The sequence below is a fragment of the Parafrankia sp. BMG5.11 genome (genome assembly GCF_004337455.1).
Genome location: NZ_SJXI01000014.1, coordinates 162,757 through 180,560 on the forward strand (window position 1 = coordinate 162,757; position 17,804 = coordinate 180,560).

Below are 17,804 nucleotides of genomic sequence, written 5' to 3' on the forward strand. Positions count from 1 at the left end.
GCGAGGCCGACCGGGGCTTCGTCGGTCACGCTGCTGGCCACTTGATTTCCCTTTCGCGGATCGCCTGCGCGGCCTGCTCTTCCAGATGCCAGGGCAGTTCCTCGTACACATCTTCAAACATGGTGTGGAACGGGTGGTGGAGCCCGTGGCCGAGGATACCGTTCTTTTCGGCTTCCTTGGTCGCCGCCTTGACCTGTTCGGCGCAGTCGAGGTCGAGTTTCTCCTGCCGCTCGTCGTCCCATTCGCCGAGTGCGATCAGGTGGTTCTTCAACCGCATGACCGGGTCGCCGAGGGGCCATTCGCTGCGCTCCTGCGCGCTGCGGTATTGGCTCGGATCGTCGGAGGTGGAGTGGCCTTCTGCACGGTAGCTGAAGTGCTCGATCAGCGTCGGCCCGGCATTGGCGCGCGCGCGGTTGGCGGCCCATTGTTCGGCGGCGTAGCAGGCCAGCGCGTCGTTGCCGTCCACCCGCAGCGATGCGATCCCGTAGCCGACCCCGCGCGCGGCAAAGGTCGCGCGCTCGCCGCCGGCAAAACCGGAAAAGCTACTGATCGCCCACTGGTTGTTGACCACGTTCAGGATCACCGGCGCGTTGTACACCGTGGCGAACAGGCAGGCGGCGTGGAAGTCGCCCTCTGCGGTGCTGCCCTCGCCCACCCAGGTCGCCGCGATCCGGCTGTCGCCGCGCATCGCGCTCGCCATCGCCCAGCCCACCGCCTGCGGTGTCTGAGTGGCAAGGTTGCCGCTGATGGTGAAGAACGAATGCTCGCGGCTGGAATACATGATCGGCAGCTGCCGGCCCTTCAGCTTGTCGCCGCGGTTCGAATAGATCTGGTTGATCATTTCGATTAGCGGATACCCGCGCGCAAGCAGGATGCCCTGCTGGCGATAGCTGGGGAACACCATGTCGTCCGCCGCCAGGGCCATCGAGGCCGCGACGCTGGTCGCCTCTTCCCCGGTGCATTTCATGTAGAAGCTGGTCTTCCCCTGCCGCTGGCCCCGGTACATCCGTTCGTCGAACGCGCGGGTCAGCGCCATCGTCGACAGCATCCGGCGCAGCGTATCAGGATCGAGCTTGGGGTCCCACGGACCATGCGCGGCGTTGTCCTCTCCCAGCACGCGAATCAAATCGTTGGCAAGCGGGGCGGTGTCGATCGGGGCGCAGGTCTCGTCCGGCCGCGGCTGGGCGCCGGCCTCGGTGATCTTCAGGTCTGAAAAATCCACCGCGTCACCGGGGCGGAACTTGGGTTCGGGAACGTGGAAGCTCAGGGCCGGGCGATTGCGCCCCGCCTGTCCAGTCTCGTCAGGGCCGTTGGCCAACTCGCTCTCCCGCAGTGCAGCATTGTTATGCGATTGGGACATTTTATTTCAGAGGAGGTGAGCGAGTCAAGAAAACCCCCGTCAAACCGCCACCGGCGCCTTGAGAGCGCTGAGCGGCGTATATTGCGTCACCTCGAAATCTTCGATCCGGTAATCGAAGATCGAGGCTGGCCGCCGCAGGATCTCAAGCCGCGGCCGTCCCTGCGGTTCCCGGGTCAGCTGTTCCTCGATCAGTTCGGCATGGTTGAGATAGAGGTGCACGTCCCCGCCCATCCAAACGAACTCGCCCGGTTCCAGATCGACCTGCTGCGCCAGCATCCGCTGCAGCAGTGCCGCCGACCACAGGTTGAACGGTAGACCCAGGGCGACATCACAGCTGCGCTGGTAGAGCAACGCATTCAGCTTCCCGTGCGCGACATGGAACTGGTAAGTCTTGTGGCATGGAGGCAGAGCCATCCTGTCGAGTTCCGCGACATTCCAGCCCTCGATGATGTGGCGCCGGCTGCCGGGGTTCTCGCGCAGTGAGCGCACCACTTCGGCCACCTGGTTGATGCCCTCGCCCGGCTCGTACAGGCCGTCGGGGCGATAGCGGAAGGTCGGCCAGTCGACCCATTGCTTGCCATAGACCGGCCCCAGGTCCCCCCAGTTGGCGGCGAACACCTCGTCCTCGGCAATGCGCCGGACGAATTCCTCGATCGGTAGGTCATCGCCGGTTTCGCGGACATAGCGCGCGTGCGGCCAGTCGTCCCAGATGTGCACGCCCTGCAGCACGAGCGGCCGGATGTTGGTCTCGCCGGTGAGGAACCACAGCAGTTCGCGCGTGGCGGTTTTCCAGTAGACCCGCTTGCTGGTTATCAGCGGCATGGCCCCGCCCGCCAGGTCGAACCGCAGTTCCGCTCCGAACACCGAACGCGTACCGATGCCGGTGCGGTCGATCCGCTCCGACCCTTCGCGCCAGATGCGCCGCATCAGGTCCAGGTACTGCGTCTCAGGGTGAAGCGATCCAGCGAGCATGTCATCGCCCTAGCGCGACAAAACCGTGCTTGCCACCCCGCGCGCCCGTCCCTATAGGCCCGCTCCTGCCTCGCCCAGCCTAGCTGGGATGAGATCGGTCGGGGAATAGCTCAGCCTGGTAGAGCACTGTCTTCGGGAGGCAGGGGCCGGAGGTTCGAATCCTCTTTCCCCGACCATTTCACTTTCGCGTCAATTCACGGGTAGCTGGCGTACACCTTGCGCCTGGCGTCGCCGAAGGCGATGACCTGATAGGGCTGCACGCGGCCGCCGGCCTCCATTCCGGGTGAACCCATCGGCATCCCCGCAACCGCCAGCCCCGTTACGCCCGCCGGCCGTTCGGCAAGCAGGCGCTTGATCTCTCGCGCCGGCACGTGGCCTTCGATCACATACCCTTCGATCACGGTGGTATGACATGACGAAAGGTCGACCGGCACGCCCAGCCGCGCCTTGACCGCATCCATCGGCTCGTCCTCGCGCACCTGCACCTCGTGAGCGAGCTGTTCGTGCGCGTGCGCCGCCCAGTCCTTGCAACAGCCACAGCCCGGGTCGCGGAACATCACGTAGGGCATCGCTTGAGCGGCGCCCGTGCATGCGGCAAGCAGGATGGCGCCGGATACGGTCGCCAGGCGGCGGATGAGCGGATGGGCGTTGATCATGGCATTCTTCTAACCCGGCAGGCGCGACCGGCAAGCGCCTTGTCGGGGAAGAATGGCCGCCGGTGCTGGCGAAGCCGGATGCGGGTATATAGGCTCGCTCGTCATGACGGAGATCGCGCACGCGACCGGAAACGGCGCCTATGCAAAAGGACTGGCGCGCGCTTTCGCCGGCGCGATAATCTTCGCTTTCCCGCTGCTGATGACGATGGAGATGTGGTGGCTCGGCTTCTACCTCGATCGCGGGCGGTTGACGCTGTTCATGGTGCTCAACCTGGCGCTGCTCATTCCTCTGTCCCGGCAAGTGGGCTTCGAGAAAACGAGGAGCCATGCCCAGGACGTCATAGATGCGTTTACGGCGTATGGGATCGGCATCGCCGGTTCTGCCCTGATGCTGGGCGTGTTCGCGATTATTACCCCTGAAATGCCGCTGGGGGAGATTCTGGGAAAGATCGCGGTGCAGTCGGTCCCTGCCAGCATCGGAGCCTTGCTCGCGCGGGCACAGTTCGGAGAACGCGACGACGAAGACGAGCCAGAGAAGCCGCCAACCTACACGCGGGAACTGTTCGTGATGCTGGTCGGCGCGCTGTTCCTCGCGTTCAATACCGCGCCGACCGAGGAAATGATGCTGATCGCGTTCAAGATGACCCCTTGGCATGCGCTGGCGCTGGTCGCGCTCTCCATTCTGGCGCTGCATGCGTTCGTCTACGCGCTCGATTTTCGGGGCGAGGAGAAACTGGCCGAAGCGCAAAGCGGATGGCGCGGCATCATCGCCTTTTCGATCGCGGGTTACGGCATCGCCCTCCTCGTCAGCCTCTATGTCTTGTGGACGTTCGGCCGCACCGATGGCGCCGACCCGCTGCAGATCGCCATAATGGTGGCGGTGCTCGGCTTTCCCGCCGCGCTCGGCGCCGGCACGGCGCGGCTCGTGGTATAGGGAGGCGACATGACCGACCCAGCATCGTCAGGCGAAGAACTCCCTAGGATCGCAATCCTGGCGGGGGCGATCGGCTTTCTGCTTACGTCCGGTCTTATCGGGTTCATCGGCTGGCAGGCGTTGTCGGGCGCGGGCGGCGCGACGACGCCGGCACTATCGGTGCAGGCAGGCCGCATCCATCCCACGGCAGGCGGCTACCTGGTGGAATTCGAAGCCCGCAACCGGTCGCCCCGGACGGCGGCGGCGGTCGAAGTCGAAGCGACGCTCGAGATTGCAGGATCGCAGCCGGTGACGAGCGTGGTCTCGCTCGATTACGTTCCGGGCGATTCGTCACAGCGAGGCGGCGTCGTGCTCCCGGCCGATCCGCGCACCGGACGCCTGACCTTGCGAGTGACCGGCTACGCCGAGCCGTGACGTCACGGCGTCACGGGCGAAAGACAGTTGCGTGCCAGGGTCGTCACCCGCCGCGCAGCAGCTGCACGCCCCAGTCTCGCTCGAACAGGTAGAGCAGCACACGCGCCGCCTCTCCCCGCGGGCTGGCAAGGCCGCCGTCGCGCTCCATCAGCAGCCGCGCGTCGTCGTGTGCCAGCGGCAGCAGCCGCTGGATCTGCTCCAGCGTCGCAAGCTTGAACGGCGCGTCGCCAGACTGGCGGGTGCCGAGCAGTTCGCCGCCGCCCCGCAGCCGCAGGTCCTCCTCCGCCAGATAAAAGCCGTCCTGAGATTCGCGCATCAGTGCCAGTCGTTCACGCCCGACTTCGCTCAGCGCTTCGCCCCGGAGCAACACGCAAACCGATTTCTGGCTGCCCCGCCCCACCCGGCCGCGGAGCTGATGAAGCTGGGCGAGGCCGAAGCGTTCGGCCTGCTCGATGATCATCAAGGTCGCGTTGGGCACATCGACGCCCACCTCGATCACGGTCGTTGCAACCAGCAGCTTCGCGTCGCCGGCGGCGAACCGCTCCATGGCCGCATCCTTGGCTTCGGGCCGAAGCTGGCCGTGGACCAGCACGACCGCGTCACCGAATCGCTCTTTCAACGCAGCGAAGCGCGCCTCGGCCGCGGCGATATCCTCGTTCTCCAGCTCGTGCACCATCGGGCACACCCAATACGCCTGCGCGCCAGCCTCCAGTTGCGCCGCGAGCCGCTCGACCATCTCGGGCAGGCGGTCCGTGGACACGACCACGGTGTCGATCGCCTGGCGACCGGGGGGCATTTCATCGAGCCGGCTGACCTCCATCTCGCCATACTGCGCCAGCGTCAGCGTCCGCGGGATCGGCGTCGCGGTCATCGCCAGCGTATGCGGGGTCACCCGCCCCTTGCCGGCGAGCGTCAGCCGCTGCGAGACGCCGAAGCGGTGCTGCTCGTCAATCACGATCAGGCCCAGATTTCGATAGGTCACCGTATCCTGGAAGATCGCGTGCGTGCCGACCACGATCCGGATGCCCCCGTCGTGCAGCCCCATCAGGATCGATTCGCGCGCCCGCCCCTTGTCGCGGCCCGTCAGGAGTGCGATCTCGACCCCGGTGGGCGCGAGCATCCGGCGTAACGTTTCGAAATGCTGGCGGGCAAGAATCTCGGTCGGGGCGAGCAGCGCCGCCTGCGCCCCCGCCTCGACCGCGACCAGCATCGCTTCCAGTGCGACCACCGTCTTGCCGGACCCCACATCGCCCTGCAGCAGCCGCAGCATCGGCGTGTCCTGCGCCAGGTCGCCTTCGATCTCGCGGATCGAGCGCTGCTGCGCGCCGGTCAGCGGGAACGGCAGGTCCAGCCGGCTCCGCAAGCTGCCATCGCCTTGCAACCGCTGTCCGCGCCGCTTGCGGTTATCCGCCCGGACCAGTGCCAGGGCGAGGCTGTTGGCAAGCAGTTCGTCGTAGGCCAGCCGGTCATGCGCGGCCGGATGCTCCCCCTTGTGCGCCAGCTTCAGAGCGTCCGCCCAGGCGGGCCACTTCGCCTTGCTGAACTGCGTGGGTTCGATCCATTCGGGCAGCTCCGGCAGCCGCGCCAACGCCTGCGTCGCCAACCCGACCACTTTCGGCTGCGTCAGCCCTTCCGACAGCGCATAAACCGGCTCGTTGAGAGTGGTCAGCAGCCCGGCGCTGTCCTCGGCCACATGGTCCGGGTGGACGATCTGTAGCATCTGACCGTACTGGTCGAGCCGCCCCGCAACCCACCGCTTCTCGCCGACCGGCAGTTGCTTCTTCGCGGTGTAGCTCGCCTTGCCGAAATAGGTCAGCGAGCAGACGTTGCCGATCGCATCCTGCGCGAGCACGTTATAGGGTCCGCGGCCCGACCGGCCGGCGCGGTGTTCGGTGACCGTCAGCGGCACCACCACCTGTTCGCCCACACTCGCCTGATCCAGGTTCTCCACCGGCCGGCGGGTCACGAACCGGTCGGGCAGGTGATAGGCGACGTCGCGTACCCTGGTCAGACCCAGCTTTTCCAGTGGCTTCACCACCTTGGGTCCGACGCCGTCGAGCGTTTCGACCTCGGCGAATAGCGAGTTGAGGATTTCCGGCCGCATCGCAGGCGTCTCTAAAGCACAACGCACCCTGCGGGAAAGCCGCACCGTCTTATCGGCCGGGCACGGCGCCTTCGGGAACGGCGCCGGCCATCGCGGCTTTCTCTGTCACGAGGCGTACCCGCCCCTGTGACTGGAGACTCTCGATGGCCGGCAAGGAAGAATATACCGACGCGATCATGCTGCTGAAGCACGATCACCGCGAGGTCGAAGACCTGTTCGAGAAGTTCGAAAAGGCGAGCAGCGACGACCGGAAGTGGGCATTGGCGCAGCAGATCTGCAACGAACTCAAGATCCATTCCATGATCGAGGAAGAGATTTTTTACCCCGCGACGAAGGATGCGGTGGAGGAAGACCTCTACAAGGAAGCCCATGTCGAGCACGACGGGGCCAAGGTGCTGATCAACGACATCATGGAATCAGGCGGCAAAGGCGAGTTCTTTGAAGCCAAGGTGAAGGTGTTGCAGGAAGAAATCGAGCACCATGTCAAGGAAGAGGAGCAGGGCAAGGACAGCTATTTCGGCCAGGTGCGCGACAGCGACGTGGACGTGAAGGCGCTGTTGGAGCCGATGCTCGCACGCAAGGAAGAGCTGAAGGCCCAGGCAGAGGCTGACGGACTCCCGCCCGCCGAATTGACGACGGTAAACGCGGACGCAAGCTGAACGCGTGACGCGAGCGGCCGTGGCGGCTAGATCGTCGCCATGGCCGCTCCCGACCACCCCCTCGCCGCCCGTCTCGCCCGCGCGAAGTTTCGCGCGTGGCACCGTGGCACGCGCGAGGCCGATTACATGATCGGCGGCTTCTTCGATCGCTATCACACCGATTGGGACGAAGCCGGGATCGAGTGGTTCGAAGCCTTGCTCGAAGAGGATGATGTCGATGTAATGGCCTGGGCGCTTGGCGTACAGGAGCCTCCGGCGCGCCTCACCGGCCCGCAGTTCGATGTCATGCGCCGGCTGGATTACGTCGACATCGGTTAGAAACCAAGGGCGTATTTAGCCGGAAACCGGTTGCCGAACCGGGCGTTCGTCCTATCTGGCAATTCGGCCAAACCGCCTGCTCGAATATCTCGGGCGGGTGCCTCCGTGTGCCGTCCACCAATCTCCCCCGCGACAGGATCCCGATGCCCGACCTTCAGAGAATCCTGAACGCGAAAAAGCCGCTGACGCTGGCGTCGATTCCGCGCGGCGCCCAGCCTTTGGTGATGGCGGATCTTGCCCGCGCCGCCGGACATCGTCCCAAGGGTGGCCGCGCGGTCTTCATCGCACCCGATGAAGCGGGCATGCGTTCGATTTCCGAAGCCGCGCACTTCTTTGCGCCCGAGTTGGAGGTGATCGAATTCCCCGCGTGGGATTGCCTGCCCTACGATCGCGCCAGCCCCGCTCTCTCGGTCAGCGCCCGGCGGCTGGCGGCGCTGCACCGGTTGCAGTCGGGCAAGAAGGGTTCGCAGCTGCTGGTGACGACGGTCAACGCGCTGCTCCAGCGCGTCCTGACGCCGTTTCGCGTGCGCGAGGCGGTGCGCGAGCTGAAGCCGGGCATGACGATCGAACGCGAGGCGCTGATTGGCGTGCTCCAGCGGCAGGGGTATTCGCGCACCGACACCGTGGTCGACCACGGTGAATTCGCGGTTCGCGGCTCGATCTTCGATGTGTTTCCCTCAGGCCTTGATCATGGCTTGCGGCTGGATTTCTTCGGTGACGAACTGGAGAGCCTGCGCCTGTTCGATCCGACGACGCAGATGACCACCGGCACGCTGGAGCGGCACCTGCTGCTGCCGGCGAGCGAGGCGCTGCTCGACGATGACACGATCAAGCGCTTCCGCACCCGCTATCGCGAGCTGTTCGGGGCCAACGCGACCCAGGACCCGCTGTACCAGGCCATCAGCGAAGGCCGCCGCCTGGCGGGAATGGAGCACTGGCTTCCGCTGTTCGAGGACAAGCTGGCGACCTTGTTCGATCATCTGGCCGACAATGACCTGCTGGTCATCGAAGCGAGCGCGCTGACCGCCGCCGATGAACGCCTGACCGACATCGGCGACTATCACCGTCAACGCGAAAGCGGCACCTATCGGCCGCTGGCGGAAGACGCGCTCTACTTGTCGGTGGGCGAGTTCCAGGCGGCCCTGAAGGATCAGCCCATCCACCGGGCCTCGATCTTCGCCGAGCCGGAGAGCGCGGACGTGATCGACTTCGCGTTCCAGTCGGGCCGCGATTTCGCGCCTGAGCGTGCGCGGCAGGCGAGCGGATCGGGCGACAGCATCTATGCCGCCGCCGCCGACCACCTCAAGACCGTTCGCGCAGCGGGCAAGCGCCCCCTGCTGGCGCTGTATTCCAAGGGCAGCCGCGCGCGGATCGCGTCCATCATCGGCGAGACGGGGGCCCCGATGGAGCTGGCCGAAAGCTGGCAGGAAGCGCTTGGCGTTAGCGCGAAAGGCAAGCCCACGGCGCTGGTTGTCCCGCTTGAGGCGGGCTTCGCCAACGACGAGATCGACCTTGTCACCGAAGCCGACCTGCTGGGCGACCGGCTGGTCCGCCGCAAGAAGCGCCGCAAGAGCGCGGATGCCTTCCTCGCCGAACTGCAGGCGCTCAATGCCGGCGACCTGGTGGTCCACCTCGACCATGGGATCGGCAAGTATCTGGGACTGGAACCGATCCCCGTCGGCAAGAGCCAGCACGACTGCGTGATGCTGGAGTATCACGGCGGCGACAAACTGTATGTGCCGGTCGAGAACCTCGAGGTGCTCAGCCGATATGGTTCAAGCGAGGAGTCCGTATCGCTTGACCGCCTCGGCGGCGAGGCGTGGCAGAAGCGGCGCAGCCGGCTCAAGGAGCGCATCCGCGAGATCGCGCACGAATTGCTCCGCACCGCCGCCGCCCGCGCGCTTCGCAAGGCGCCGGTGGTGGAAGTCGATGAAGCGAGTTTCATGCCCTTCGTCGACCGTTTCCCGTGGGAAGAAACCGACGATCAGGATCGCGCGATCTTTGACGTGTTGAATGACCTCGCCAGCGGCGCGCCGATGGACCGGCTGGTGTGCGGGGACGTTGGCTTCGGCAAGACCGAGGTCGCCCTGCGCGCAGCGTTCGCCACGGCGATGAGCGGCAAGCAGGTGGCAGTGGTCGCCCCCACCACCCTGCTCGCGCGCCAGCATTACGAAAACTTCGCAGCGCGTTTCTCCGGCTTTCCGCTCAAGGTGGGGCGGTTGAGCCGGCTCGTCACCGCCAAGGAGATGGCCGAGACCCGCGAAGGCCTGAAGAACGGCCAGATCGACGTCGTCATCGGCACCCATGCGATCCTTTCGAAATCGACCGAGTTCAAGGATCTGGGCTTGGTCGTGGTGGACGAAGAGCAACGCTTTGGCGTGACGCACAAGGAGAAGCTCAAGCAGCTGCGCGCCGATGTCCACGTCCTGACCCTCACCGCCACGCCCATTCCGCGCACGTTGCAAATGGCGATGTCGGGCCTGCGCGAACTGTCGACCATCCAGACTCCGCCGGTCGATCGGCTCGCTGTGCGCACCTACGTGATGGAATGGGACGACATGGTCATGCGCGAAGCGCTGCTGCGCGAGCATCACCGCGGCGGCCAGAGCTTCATCGTCGTTCCGCGCATCGCCGACATGGCCGAGGTCGAGGACTGGCTGACCAAGCACGTGCCCGAGGTGAAGGCGATCAGCGCTCACGGCCAGATGCCCCCGACCGAAGTCGAAGAGCGGATGAGCGCGTTCTATGACGGCAAGTACGAGGTGCTGCTGTCGACCACCATCGTCGAGAGTGGGCTCGACATCCCCAGTGCCAACACCATCGTGATCCACCGCGCCGACCGCTTTGGCCTTGCCCAGCTGTATCAGCTGCGTGGCCGCGTGGGACGCTCGAAGCTGCGCGCCTATGCGTACCTCACCACAACGAAGGACACCGCGCTGACCGAGGTGGGTGAGAAGCGACTGAAGGTTCTGGGCGACCTCGACAGCCTGGGCGCCGGTTTCCAGCTCGCCAGCCACGATCTCGACATTCGCGGCGCGGGCAACTTGCTGGGCGACGAGCAGTCGGGCCACATCCGCGAGGTCGGGTTCGAACTCTATCAATCGATGCTGGAGGACGCGATCCTGGCAGCCAAGGCCGGCGACATGGGTGTCGAGCGCGAGAAGGGTCCGTCGCCGCAGATCACCGTCGATGCGCCGATCATGATCGCCGAAGACTATGTGCCCGACCTCACTGTCCGGATGGGCCTCTACCGCCGCCTGAACGACGCGCGCGACCAGGGCGAGATCGAGGCGCTGGCAGCGGAAATGATCGACCGGTTCGGGCCCCTGCCTCCGCCGACCGCCAATCTGGTCAAACTAATCGAGATCAAGCACCAGGCGATCGAGGCCAATATCGCCAAGATCGATGTCGGCGCGCGTGGCACGCTGGTAACGTTCCACAACGACACCTTCCCCGACCCTGCGGGCTTGATGAGCTGGATCGATCGAGTGGGCGCCGACGCTAAGCTGCGGCCCGACATGAAACTGGTGCTGAGCCGCGCGTGGGGCGATCCGCCGAGCCGGCTCAACGGCTTGTTCCAGCTCACCAAGGGCCTCAGCGGCGTCGTCAGGCGGCGCGGCGAGCAGAAGCAGGCGGCGTGAGCAATGGCCTGGGGCGTGGTTACCGATTCGTTACTGGCTAACCGCTACCGGGGCCAGCTCCCGGCCTCAAGCAGACGATTCCCTAGAATCAAAAAGCCCCGGATTTACCGGGGCTTTTCAATGCATTGAGAGCGCTTCAGTTTCCGCCGAAGAGCGCACGCCATCCAGACCAAATCGACATAAAGTCCTCCTGTTGCAACAATTGCCGCAGGAAGAGAGTTAACAGATCGTAAATGGTTTGCAAGTCGTTAAGCCGCGATAGAGCTTGCTCCCATCCGGGCCAGCAGTTCGGCCATCGTTTGTGCCCGGGCGAAGTGATAGCCCTGTGCGGTATCGCAGTTCATGGCACGCAGCAGATCGACCACCGCCTGGTTCTCGACGCCCTCTGCAACCGCCGTTCGGCCCAGTGAGTGGATCATCTCAATCGCACTACGCACCAGCGCTCGATCGTCGGATGAGGATTCCATCCCGGTCACGAAGCTGCGATCGATCTTGACCTCGTCGGCCGGGATGCGCCGCAGGTAGTGCAACGAGCCGTGCCCGGTGCCGAAATCGTCTACCGACAGCTTCACGCCCAACTGCTTGAGGCTCTGCAGCGCTGTCGCGATGACCTCGTCATCCTCGATCGGTGCCGTTTCAGTGATTTCAAGCATCAGGTTGGCAGCGGGAAAGCCAAACCTGCCAAGGAGATGCTCGATCTTCCCAACGAACAAGGGATCGTGCAGGTCGAGCGCGGAGATGTTGACCGCGATCGTGAAGGCGGGGTCGATGGTCAATGCGCGCCGCGCTTCGCTGATCGCGCGGGTGAGCACGAACCGGGTGATCATATCCACCCGATTATGCTCCTCCGCGATCGCGACGACCTGCGACGGTTCGATGAACCCGCGCACCGGATGCTGCCAGCGCAGCAGCGCCTCCGCGCCGACGATCGTGTCGTGGGTGAGGGAATACTTGGGCTGGAAGGCGACATCGACCTCGTTCTTGCGGATCGCGCTCTCCAGTTCGGAAAGGATCTGTAGCCGCCAGACGCGGTCTTCGACCATCCGCGGTTCGGCTACCATGAAGATGCGGCCGGCATGCGCGGCGTCCTCGGCGCACTGAATCGCATTCTCGGTCCGTTCGCGCAGCGGCGCGACGTAATCGGTATCCACTCCTATGGAAGACGCCACGTCCGGCGCCTGGCCGCTGACCGAGATGCTGGTGCTGAACAGCGCGTGGAGCCCGCGCAAGTGGTCTTCCAGGTCGCCTTGCCGCAGTCGCGAGGCCAGCCAGATGAACGTGTCCTTGTCGAAGGCGAACTCGGCAGCTTCGTCGGTCGCCTGCAGCATGGCCTGCGCCTTGGTGAGCAACTCGTCGACCTGCTCGGGGGTGAGCAACGCGCTGATGGTGCCAAAATTGCGGATCTTCAGCGCGATGACATCCACCTGGTCATCGGCGTGATCCCGCTGCAGGACCGAGAAGTTCTGCAGGCTGGTCGATCCACGATAGGCTTCCCGTGCAAGACGCCTCAGGCGCACCGCCGCAATCGTCAGGCACAGCAGCGCGGGCATGATGTCGATCGAGATTCGCATCCAGTCGAGCGCGAACGGCAGGGCGATTATCACCACGAAGGCAGCGGCGATGGTCTTGCCAGACGGCTGATTGCGGCGCGACAAGTACACTATGAGACCGCAGACAACCGCGAAGGCGGGCAGCCAGCCAAGGTTGGTCGGGTATCCCTTGCGCAGGGTCTCGGCCCCCATGACGTGCATCAAGGCACCGGGTATTTTCTTGTTGAATGGAATGGGATGGAGATCCGGCTGGGTCCGGCTGAACGGTGCAACCACCACGTCCTTGCCGCTGAACTTGCCGGGATCGACCTGCTCGTTCAGCACATCGATATAAGAAACGCGCGGGATGGTCGTATAGTCGATTGCCAGGTCGATGGGATACCATCCGCCCGGCCCGCGGTAACCAGCAAGCTCGGCAGACAACGACGGCAACTGCCTGCCCCTGACTGTCTGGATCGTCGGAAACTTGGCCGAGAGTCCAAGCGGACCTTCTTCCCCGTCAAGCGCGACAATGTTGGCCGCATCACGAAATAATGGGTTGGGATATAGCGACAGGCCCGTCCCATCGAGGCGCCCGGTACCGCCGATGAATGTCTTGGACTTGTGGCGCCGCATCGATGCAGCCAGCGCTGCGTCACCCTTGGGGTTGGTACTCCTGTCAGCATAAAGCCGGTCGAAGAACACGCGTTGAGCGCCCATCGCGAACAGAGTCTCGAGCACCGTAGCATCGTCCGCCCGATCGGGGTCGCTGACCCCCAGGGCGTCGAGCGAGCGATCGTCCACGAACACCATGACCGTCTTGCCATCGCTGGGATGCTCGCGGGTCATCGCGCGGATCGCGCGGTACGAATCCTCGATCGGCAGGAACAGCTCGATCGCCCCGGCGATCAGCCCGAATGCGATCGCCCACAGCACGATCCGGAGGCGGGCGTTGGACAGCGACGCCATTCGATTGCTGCGCCTGCGACCGCGGCTGAACCACGTACGCGCGCGGCCGGTCGCAGAGTGGTCCGTGCCACGCGCTTGGAGGTGCCCGTACTGATCCATCTGGTGCGGCGACGCGCCACTCCTCGGCTGCGATCGAAAATGATCCGCAACGGTTCTAATCCGGGAAAGGGAAAGAAATCGTAACCCTAAACGGCGCCGTTCCCCTCAGAAGTGGGGAGGTCCGCTGTTAACCTTGGCCGTGCACATGAGGTGGCGCCGGAAACGGCCCCGAGGGCCGCCGCCCCCCGCCATGGGGTGCCGGTGAAAAGCGGGCTAGCTCGCAGTTACGTTTGCGGCGTTCTTCTGCACCAGCTTGTAGGCTTTTTCGTACCACTCGCTGCCTGGGTAGTTGGCCCCCAGCACGGCGGTGTACTTGATCGCCTCGGACGGGATGCCGAGCGCGAGGTTGGTTTCCGCCAGCCGGTACAGCGCTTCGGGCGCGTGGCCCGTGGTCTGGAAGTTGTCGACCACGTTCTGGAACCGGATCTGCGCCGCCAGCCATGAACCGGAGCGTTCGTAGAACCGCCCGATCTCCATCTCCTTGCCCGCGAGGTGGTCCTCCACCAGGTCGAGCTTCAGCTTGGCATCGCTCGCGTACGGAGTGCTGGGATAGCGGCGGACCAGTTCCTGCAACGCGGTGCGGGTCTGCTCGGTCACCCGCTGGTCACGGGTCACGTCGCTGATCTGTTCGTAATAGGACAGCGCGATCAGGTAGTATGCGTAGGGCGCGTCCTTGTTGCCGGGGTGGATCGACAGGAACCGCTGCGCGCTCGACACCGCCTTGTCGTAATCGCGCGCCACGTAATAGCTGAACGAGCTCATCAACTGCGCCCGCCGGGCCCACGGCGAATAGGGGTGCTGGCGCTCCACCTCGTCGAACAGCGCGGCCGCCAGCTTGGGCTGATTGCGGTCGAGCCGGTCCTTCGCCGCGGCGTAAAGCGTTTCGACGTCGCGCGCGACATAGGCGGTGTCCGCCGGCCCCCCGCCCCGGCCCGCACACGCGGTGAGGGTGAGCGACGCGCCGAGAACGGCGGCGGTGGCGATCAGCTTGAGCGGGGTGCGGGGGCGGGTCTGCATAGGGCCGTGCCTATACCGCCCTCCCCCGTGAACGCAAAGTGAAGTTGCCCGCGCAGCGCCGCCCCGCCCGCCGCCGGTTTAACCCCGCGGTAACTTCCGTGCGGTAGGCCGCTGGCAACTCTACCACAGGCAAGAGGCGGTTACCCCATGTGCGATTATGTCCAGCCCGGCTTCCACGCGCTCGATTATGCGATGATGGGCCTCGTGACGTTCGTGGTGGCCTCCGCTACGCACGTTGTGGCGACCCGCGCGCGTGACCTGATCACGCAGTTCAAGCTGGTGCGCGCCGCCGCGCTCGGCTGAGGCCGTCCGCTTAACGCCATTCTCCCACAACCGCATTTTTCTGCTCACCCTGGCCGGTTCCCCGCAAACAGGAGCAGATAACCCGCGGTGTCCTCGATTCCACACCACATCGCGGGCGCAGGTGATGCGCACCGCGCTCCGGGTATAGCAGCCCCGCAACGGGTTCAGCTCGGATTCGAACCTTTCAAGGTCGTTTGCCGCGCAGCGAACCGGGCCGAAACTTAGTCCGGGCCGCGCTCTTCGCCTGCAGCAAGTCCGCCGCCGATCATCATTCCACCGCCCATGCCGCCGCCTCCAGCGCCGCCGCCCTGACCCCCGCCGCCGCCGCGACCACCGCCCTGCCCGTCACGCCCCCGACCGCCACCTCCACCGCCGCCGCCAGACGGTCGCGTGGGGCCCTGGGCCGGCAGCTTGTCGGCAATCTCTCGGGGAATAGGTGCGAGGTCCAGCGCGGAACGAATGAAATCACGCAGGGATACCACCAGCGCATGGGTGTGCACGCGGCGCCCGGCGACCAGCTCGGCAATCGCTTCGCCCGCGAGCCGCACCTGCTCTTCCGTGCCCAGCAGCAATATATCCGACAGCGCGCTTTCCACGGCGTCGCGGATGCGGCGTGCCCGTTCGGACCCGCCCAGTGCCTCGGCAGACAAGTCCAGCGGCGTATCGACGCCTTCGTCGGTCGCCTCCGCCACCCCCTCACGCGCGATCCCTGCGGCGCGGCGGCGCAGGTCCCGCATATGAGTCGGATCGACCGAGAGGTCGCCGGTGAACGATCCTCCCAGGGTCTTGTAGGCGGCCATGAGCGTCTTGACCCGTTCATTGATCTGGCGGTTGGCCCGCTGACGCTTCTCCTGCACGCGCATCATGATGACCAGCCGGATGCCGACGCCGATTACGGTGACCAGTGTCAAACCGATCAGCGTGGTCAGGATGCCCTGCCAGCTGCTGAAATCCATCATGCGCAGAGGATCATTCCTCCCCCATCCGCAGCGCCGCGATGAAGGCCTCCTGCGGGATGCTCACGTTGCCATACTCGCGCATCCGGGCCTTGCCCTTCTTCTGCTTCTCCAGCAGCTTCTTCTTGCGGCTGATGTCGCCGCCATAGCACTTGGCGGTCACGTCCTTGCGCAGGGCGGCGATGGTTTCGCGGGCGATCACCTTGCCGCCGATCGCGGCCTGGATGGGGATCTTGAACAGGTGGCGGGGGATGAGGTCCTTCAGCCGCTCGCACATGCCGCGGCCGCGCGCCTCGGCGACCGAGCGGTGGACGATCAGCGACAGCGCGTCGACCGGCTCATTGTTGACCAGGATGCTCATCTTGACGAGGTCGCCTTCGCGCAGGCCGATTTGTTCGTAATCGAAGCTGGCATAGCCACGGCTGATGCTCTTCAGGCGGTCGTAGAAGTCGAACACCACTTCATTCAGCGGCAGCTCGTACACCACCTGCGCGCGGCCGCCGACGTAGGTCAGCTCGCGCTGGATGCCGCGCCGGTCCTGGCACAGCTTGAGGATGGGGCCGAGGTATTCGTCGGGGGTGTAGAGCGTTGCCTTGATCCACGGCTCCTCGATCGTCTCGATCCGGCTGGGATCGGGATAGTCGGCCGGGTTGTGCAGCAGGATCTCGCGCGCGTCGTCCGTCCGGCTGGCGCGCAGCTGGATGCGATAGACGACGCTGGGGGCCGTGGTGATGAGGTCGAGGTCGTATTCGCGGCTCAGGCGCTCCTGGATGATCTCCAGGTGCAGGAGGCCGAGGAACCCGCAGCGGAAGCCGAAGCCCAGCGCGGCGCTCGATTCCATCTCGAAGCTGAAGCTCGCGTCGTTGAGGCGCAGGCGGCTGATGCTTTCGCGTAGCTTCTCGAAGTCCGCCGCGTCGACCGGGAACAGGCCGCAGAACACCACCGGCTGCACTTCCTTGTACCCGGCGAGTGCCTGGGTGGCGCCGTTCTTCACCGTGGTGATGGTGTCGCCGACGCGGGCCTGCTCCACCTCCTTGATCTGCGCGGTGATGAAGCCGATCTCACCCGCGGCGATTTCAGGCAGGTCGATCCGCTTGGGGGTGAAGGCGCCGACGCGGTCGACCAGGTGCTCGCTCTCGCCCTGCATGAACTTGACGTGGAGGCCCTTCCTGAGGACCCCGTCGATCACCCGGACGAGGATCACCACGCCGAGGTAGGGATCGTACCAGCTGTCGACCAGCATCGCCTTGAGCGGCGCCGTGCGGTCGCCTTTCGGGGGCGGGATCTTGGCGACGAGCGCCTCCAGCACATCCTCGATCCCGATACCTGACTTGGCGGAGGTGAGAACCGCTTCGGACGCGTCGATGCCGATGATGTCCTCGATCTCGGCGCGGACCTTCTCGGGCTCGGCGGCAGGGAGGTCGATCTTATTGATCACGGGCACAATCTCGTGATCATGCTCGATCGATTGGTACACGTTGGCGAGCGTCTGCGCCTCCACCCCTTGCGCGGCGTCCACAACGAGGAGCGCGCCCTCGCACGCGGCAAGGGAGCGGGAGACCTCGTAAGCGAAGTCCACGTGGCCCGGCGTGTCCATCAGATTGAGCTCGTACGTCAGCCCATCCTTGGCCGTGTAGTTGAGCCGCACCGTCTGCGCCTTGATCGTGATCCCGCGCTCACGCTCGATATCCATGTTATCAAGCACTTGCTCGCTCATCTCGCGATCGGTCAATCCCCCCGTCGCCTGGATCAGGCGATCGGCCAGGGTGCTTTTTCCATGGTCGATGTGCGCAATTATCGAAAAGTTGCGTATGAGCGAAAGGTCAGTCATCGCGCGGGCCCTTAGCGCCCGTGCCGGCACCTGTCACGCGGG

Annotated in this window: 14 protein-coding genes and 1 tRNA gene; 7 read left to right on the top strand and 8 right to left on the bottom strand. The window is 65.1% G+C overall.

Annotation, left to right across the window (positions count from 1 at the left end):
* Positions 1–25: 25 nt before the first annotated feature.
* Both E0504_RS09435 and E0504_RS09440 read right to left on the bottom strand, forming a co-directional pair.
* Positions 26–1,360, bottom strand: coding sequence for a 3-methyl-2-oxobutanoate dehydrogenase (2-methylpropanoyl-transferring) subunit alpha (locus E0504_RS09435; RefSeq protein WP_131623375.1), 1,335 nt, complete (start codon positions 1,358–1,360; stop codon positions 26–28).
* A gap of 39 nt (positions 1,361–1,399) precedes the next feature.
* A complete protein-coding gene (locus tag E0504_RS09440) occupies positions 1,400–2,332 on the bottom strand; it encodes a thymidylate synthase (protein WP_131623377.1) in 933 nt (310 codons plus the stop codon).
* 99 nt (positions 2,333–2,431) lie between these two features.
* Here E0504_RS09440 and E0504_RS09445 point away from each other — a divergent pair.
* Positions 2,432–2,508 (top strand) — tRNA-Pro (locus E0504_RS09445).
* Between the two features lie 18 nt (positions 2,509–2,526).
* On the opposite strand, the gene E0504_RS09450 is transcribed toward E0504_RS09445, so the two are convergent.
* The gene (locus E0504_RS09450; protein ID WP_131623379.1) at positions 2,527–2,988 is read right to left on the bottom strand and encodes a DUF411 domain-containing protein; all 462 of its coding nucleotides are present in this window, start codon (positions 2,986–2,988) and stop codon (positions 2,527–2,529) included.
* A gap of 103 nt (positions 2,989–3,091) precedes the next feature.
* Here E0504_RS09450 and E0504_RS09455 point away from each other — a divergent pair, with 103 nt between their 5' ends.
* A complete protein-coding gene (locus E0504_RS09455) occupies positions 3,092–3,922 on the top strand; it encodes a TIGR02587 family membrane protein (RefSeq protein ID WP_131623381.1) in 831 nt (276 codons plus the stop codon).
* 9 nt (positions 3,923–3,931) lie between these two features.
* Positions 3,932–4,336, top strand: a complete 405-nt coding sequence (locus E0504_RS09460) for a hypothetical protein (RefSeq protein WP_131623383.1) — start codon at positions 3,932–3,934, stop codon at positions 4,334–4,336.
* Between the two features lie 43 nt (positions 4,337–4,379).
* Here E0504_RS09460 and recG read toward each other — a convergent pair whose 3' ends face one another.
* Entirely contained in the window at positions 4,380–6,440 is a 2,061-nt protein-coding gene (gene recG / locus E0504_RS09465; RefSeq protein ID WP_131623384.1) for an ATP-dependent DNA helicase RecG, read from the bottom strand.
* Positions 6,441–6,583: 143 nt separating this feature from the next.
* On the opposite strand from recG, the gene E0504_RS09470 reads away from it, so the two are divergent.
* The 3 genes from E0504_RS09470 (at position 6,584) to mfd (ending at position 11,058) form a co-directional block, all read left to right on the top strand.
* Complete coding sequence (locus E0504_RS09470; protein ID WP_131623386.1) at positions 6,584–7,099, top strand: hemerythrin domain-containing protein; 516 nt, start codon at positions 6,584–6,586, stop codon at positions 7,097–7,099.
* A 39-nt stretch (positions 7,100–7,138) separates the two neighbouring features.
* Positions 7,139–7,417, top strand: coding sequence for a succinate dehydrogenase assembly factor 2 (locus tag E0504_RS09475; RefSeq protein WP_131623387.1), 279 nt, complete (start codon positions 7,139–7,141; stop codon positions 7,415–7,417).
* A gap of 143 nt (positions 7,418–7,560) precedes the next feature.
* The gene (gene mfd, locus E0504_RS09480) at positions 7,561–11,058 is read left to right on the top strand and encodes a transcription-repair coupling factor (RefSeq protein WP_131623389.1); all 3,498 of its coding nucleotides are present in this window, start codon (positions 7,561–7,563) and stop codon (positions 11,056–11,058) included.
* Between the two features lie 248 nt (positions 11,059–11,306).
* Here the strand turns inward: mfd and E0504_RS09485 are convergent, their stop codons facing one another.
* Entirely contained in the window at positions 11,307–13,556 is a 2,250-nt protein-coding gene (locus E0504_RS09485; RefSeq protein ID WP_165938456.1) for an EAL domain-containing protein, read from the bottom strand.
* Positions 13,557–13,868: 312 nt separating this feature from the next.
* Complete coding sequence (locus E0504_RS09490; protein WP_131623392.1) at positions 13,869–14,672, bottom strand: outer membrane protein assembly factor BamD; 804 nt, start codon at positions 14,670–14,672, stop codon at positions 13,869–13,871.
* A 147-nt stretch (positions 14,673–14,819) separates the two neighbouring features.
* Here E0504_RS09490 and E0504_RS50300 point away from each other — a divergent pair, with 147 nt between their 5' ends.
* Positions 14,820–14,975, top strand: a complete 156-nt coding sequence (locus E0504_RS50300; protein WP_165938457.1) for a hypothetical protein — start codon at positions 14,820–14,822, stop codon at positions 14,973–14,975.
* Between the two features lie 221 nt (positions 14,976–15,196).
* Here E0504_RS50300 and E0504_RS50305 read toward each other — a convergent pair whose 3' ends face one another.
* Complete coding sequence (locus tag E0504_RS50305; protein WP_373693883.1) at positions 15,197–15,940, bottom strand: hypothetical protein; 744 nt, start codon at positions 15,938–15,940, stop codon at positions 15,197–15,199.
* Positions 15,941–15,944: 4 nt separating this feature from the next.
* Positions 15,945–17,762: a translation elongation factor 4 gene (lepA, locus tag E0504_RS09500; protein WP_131623919.1), complete on the bottom strand. Its 1,818-nt coding sequence runs from the start codon at positions 17,760–17,762 to the stop codon at positions 15,945–15,947.
* Between the last annotated feature and the right edge of the window lie 42 nt (positions 17,763–17,804).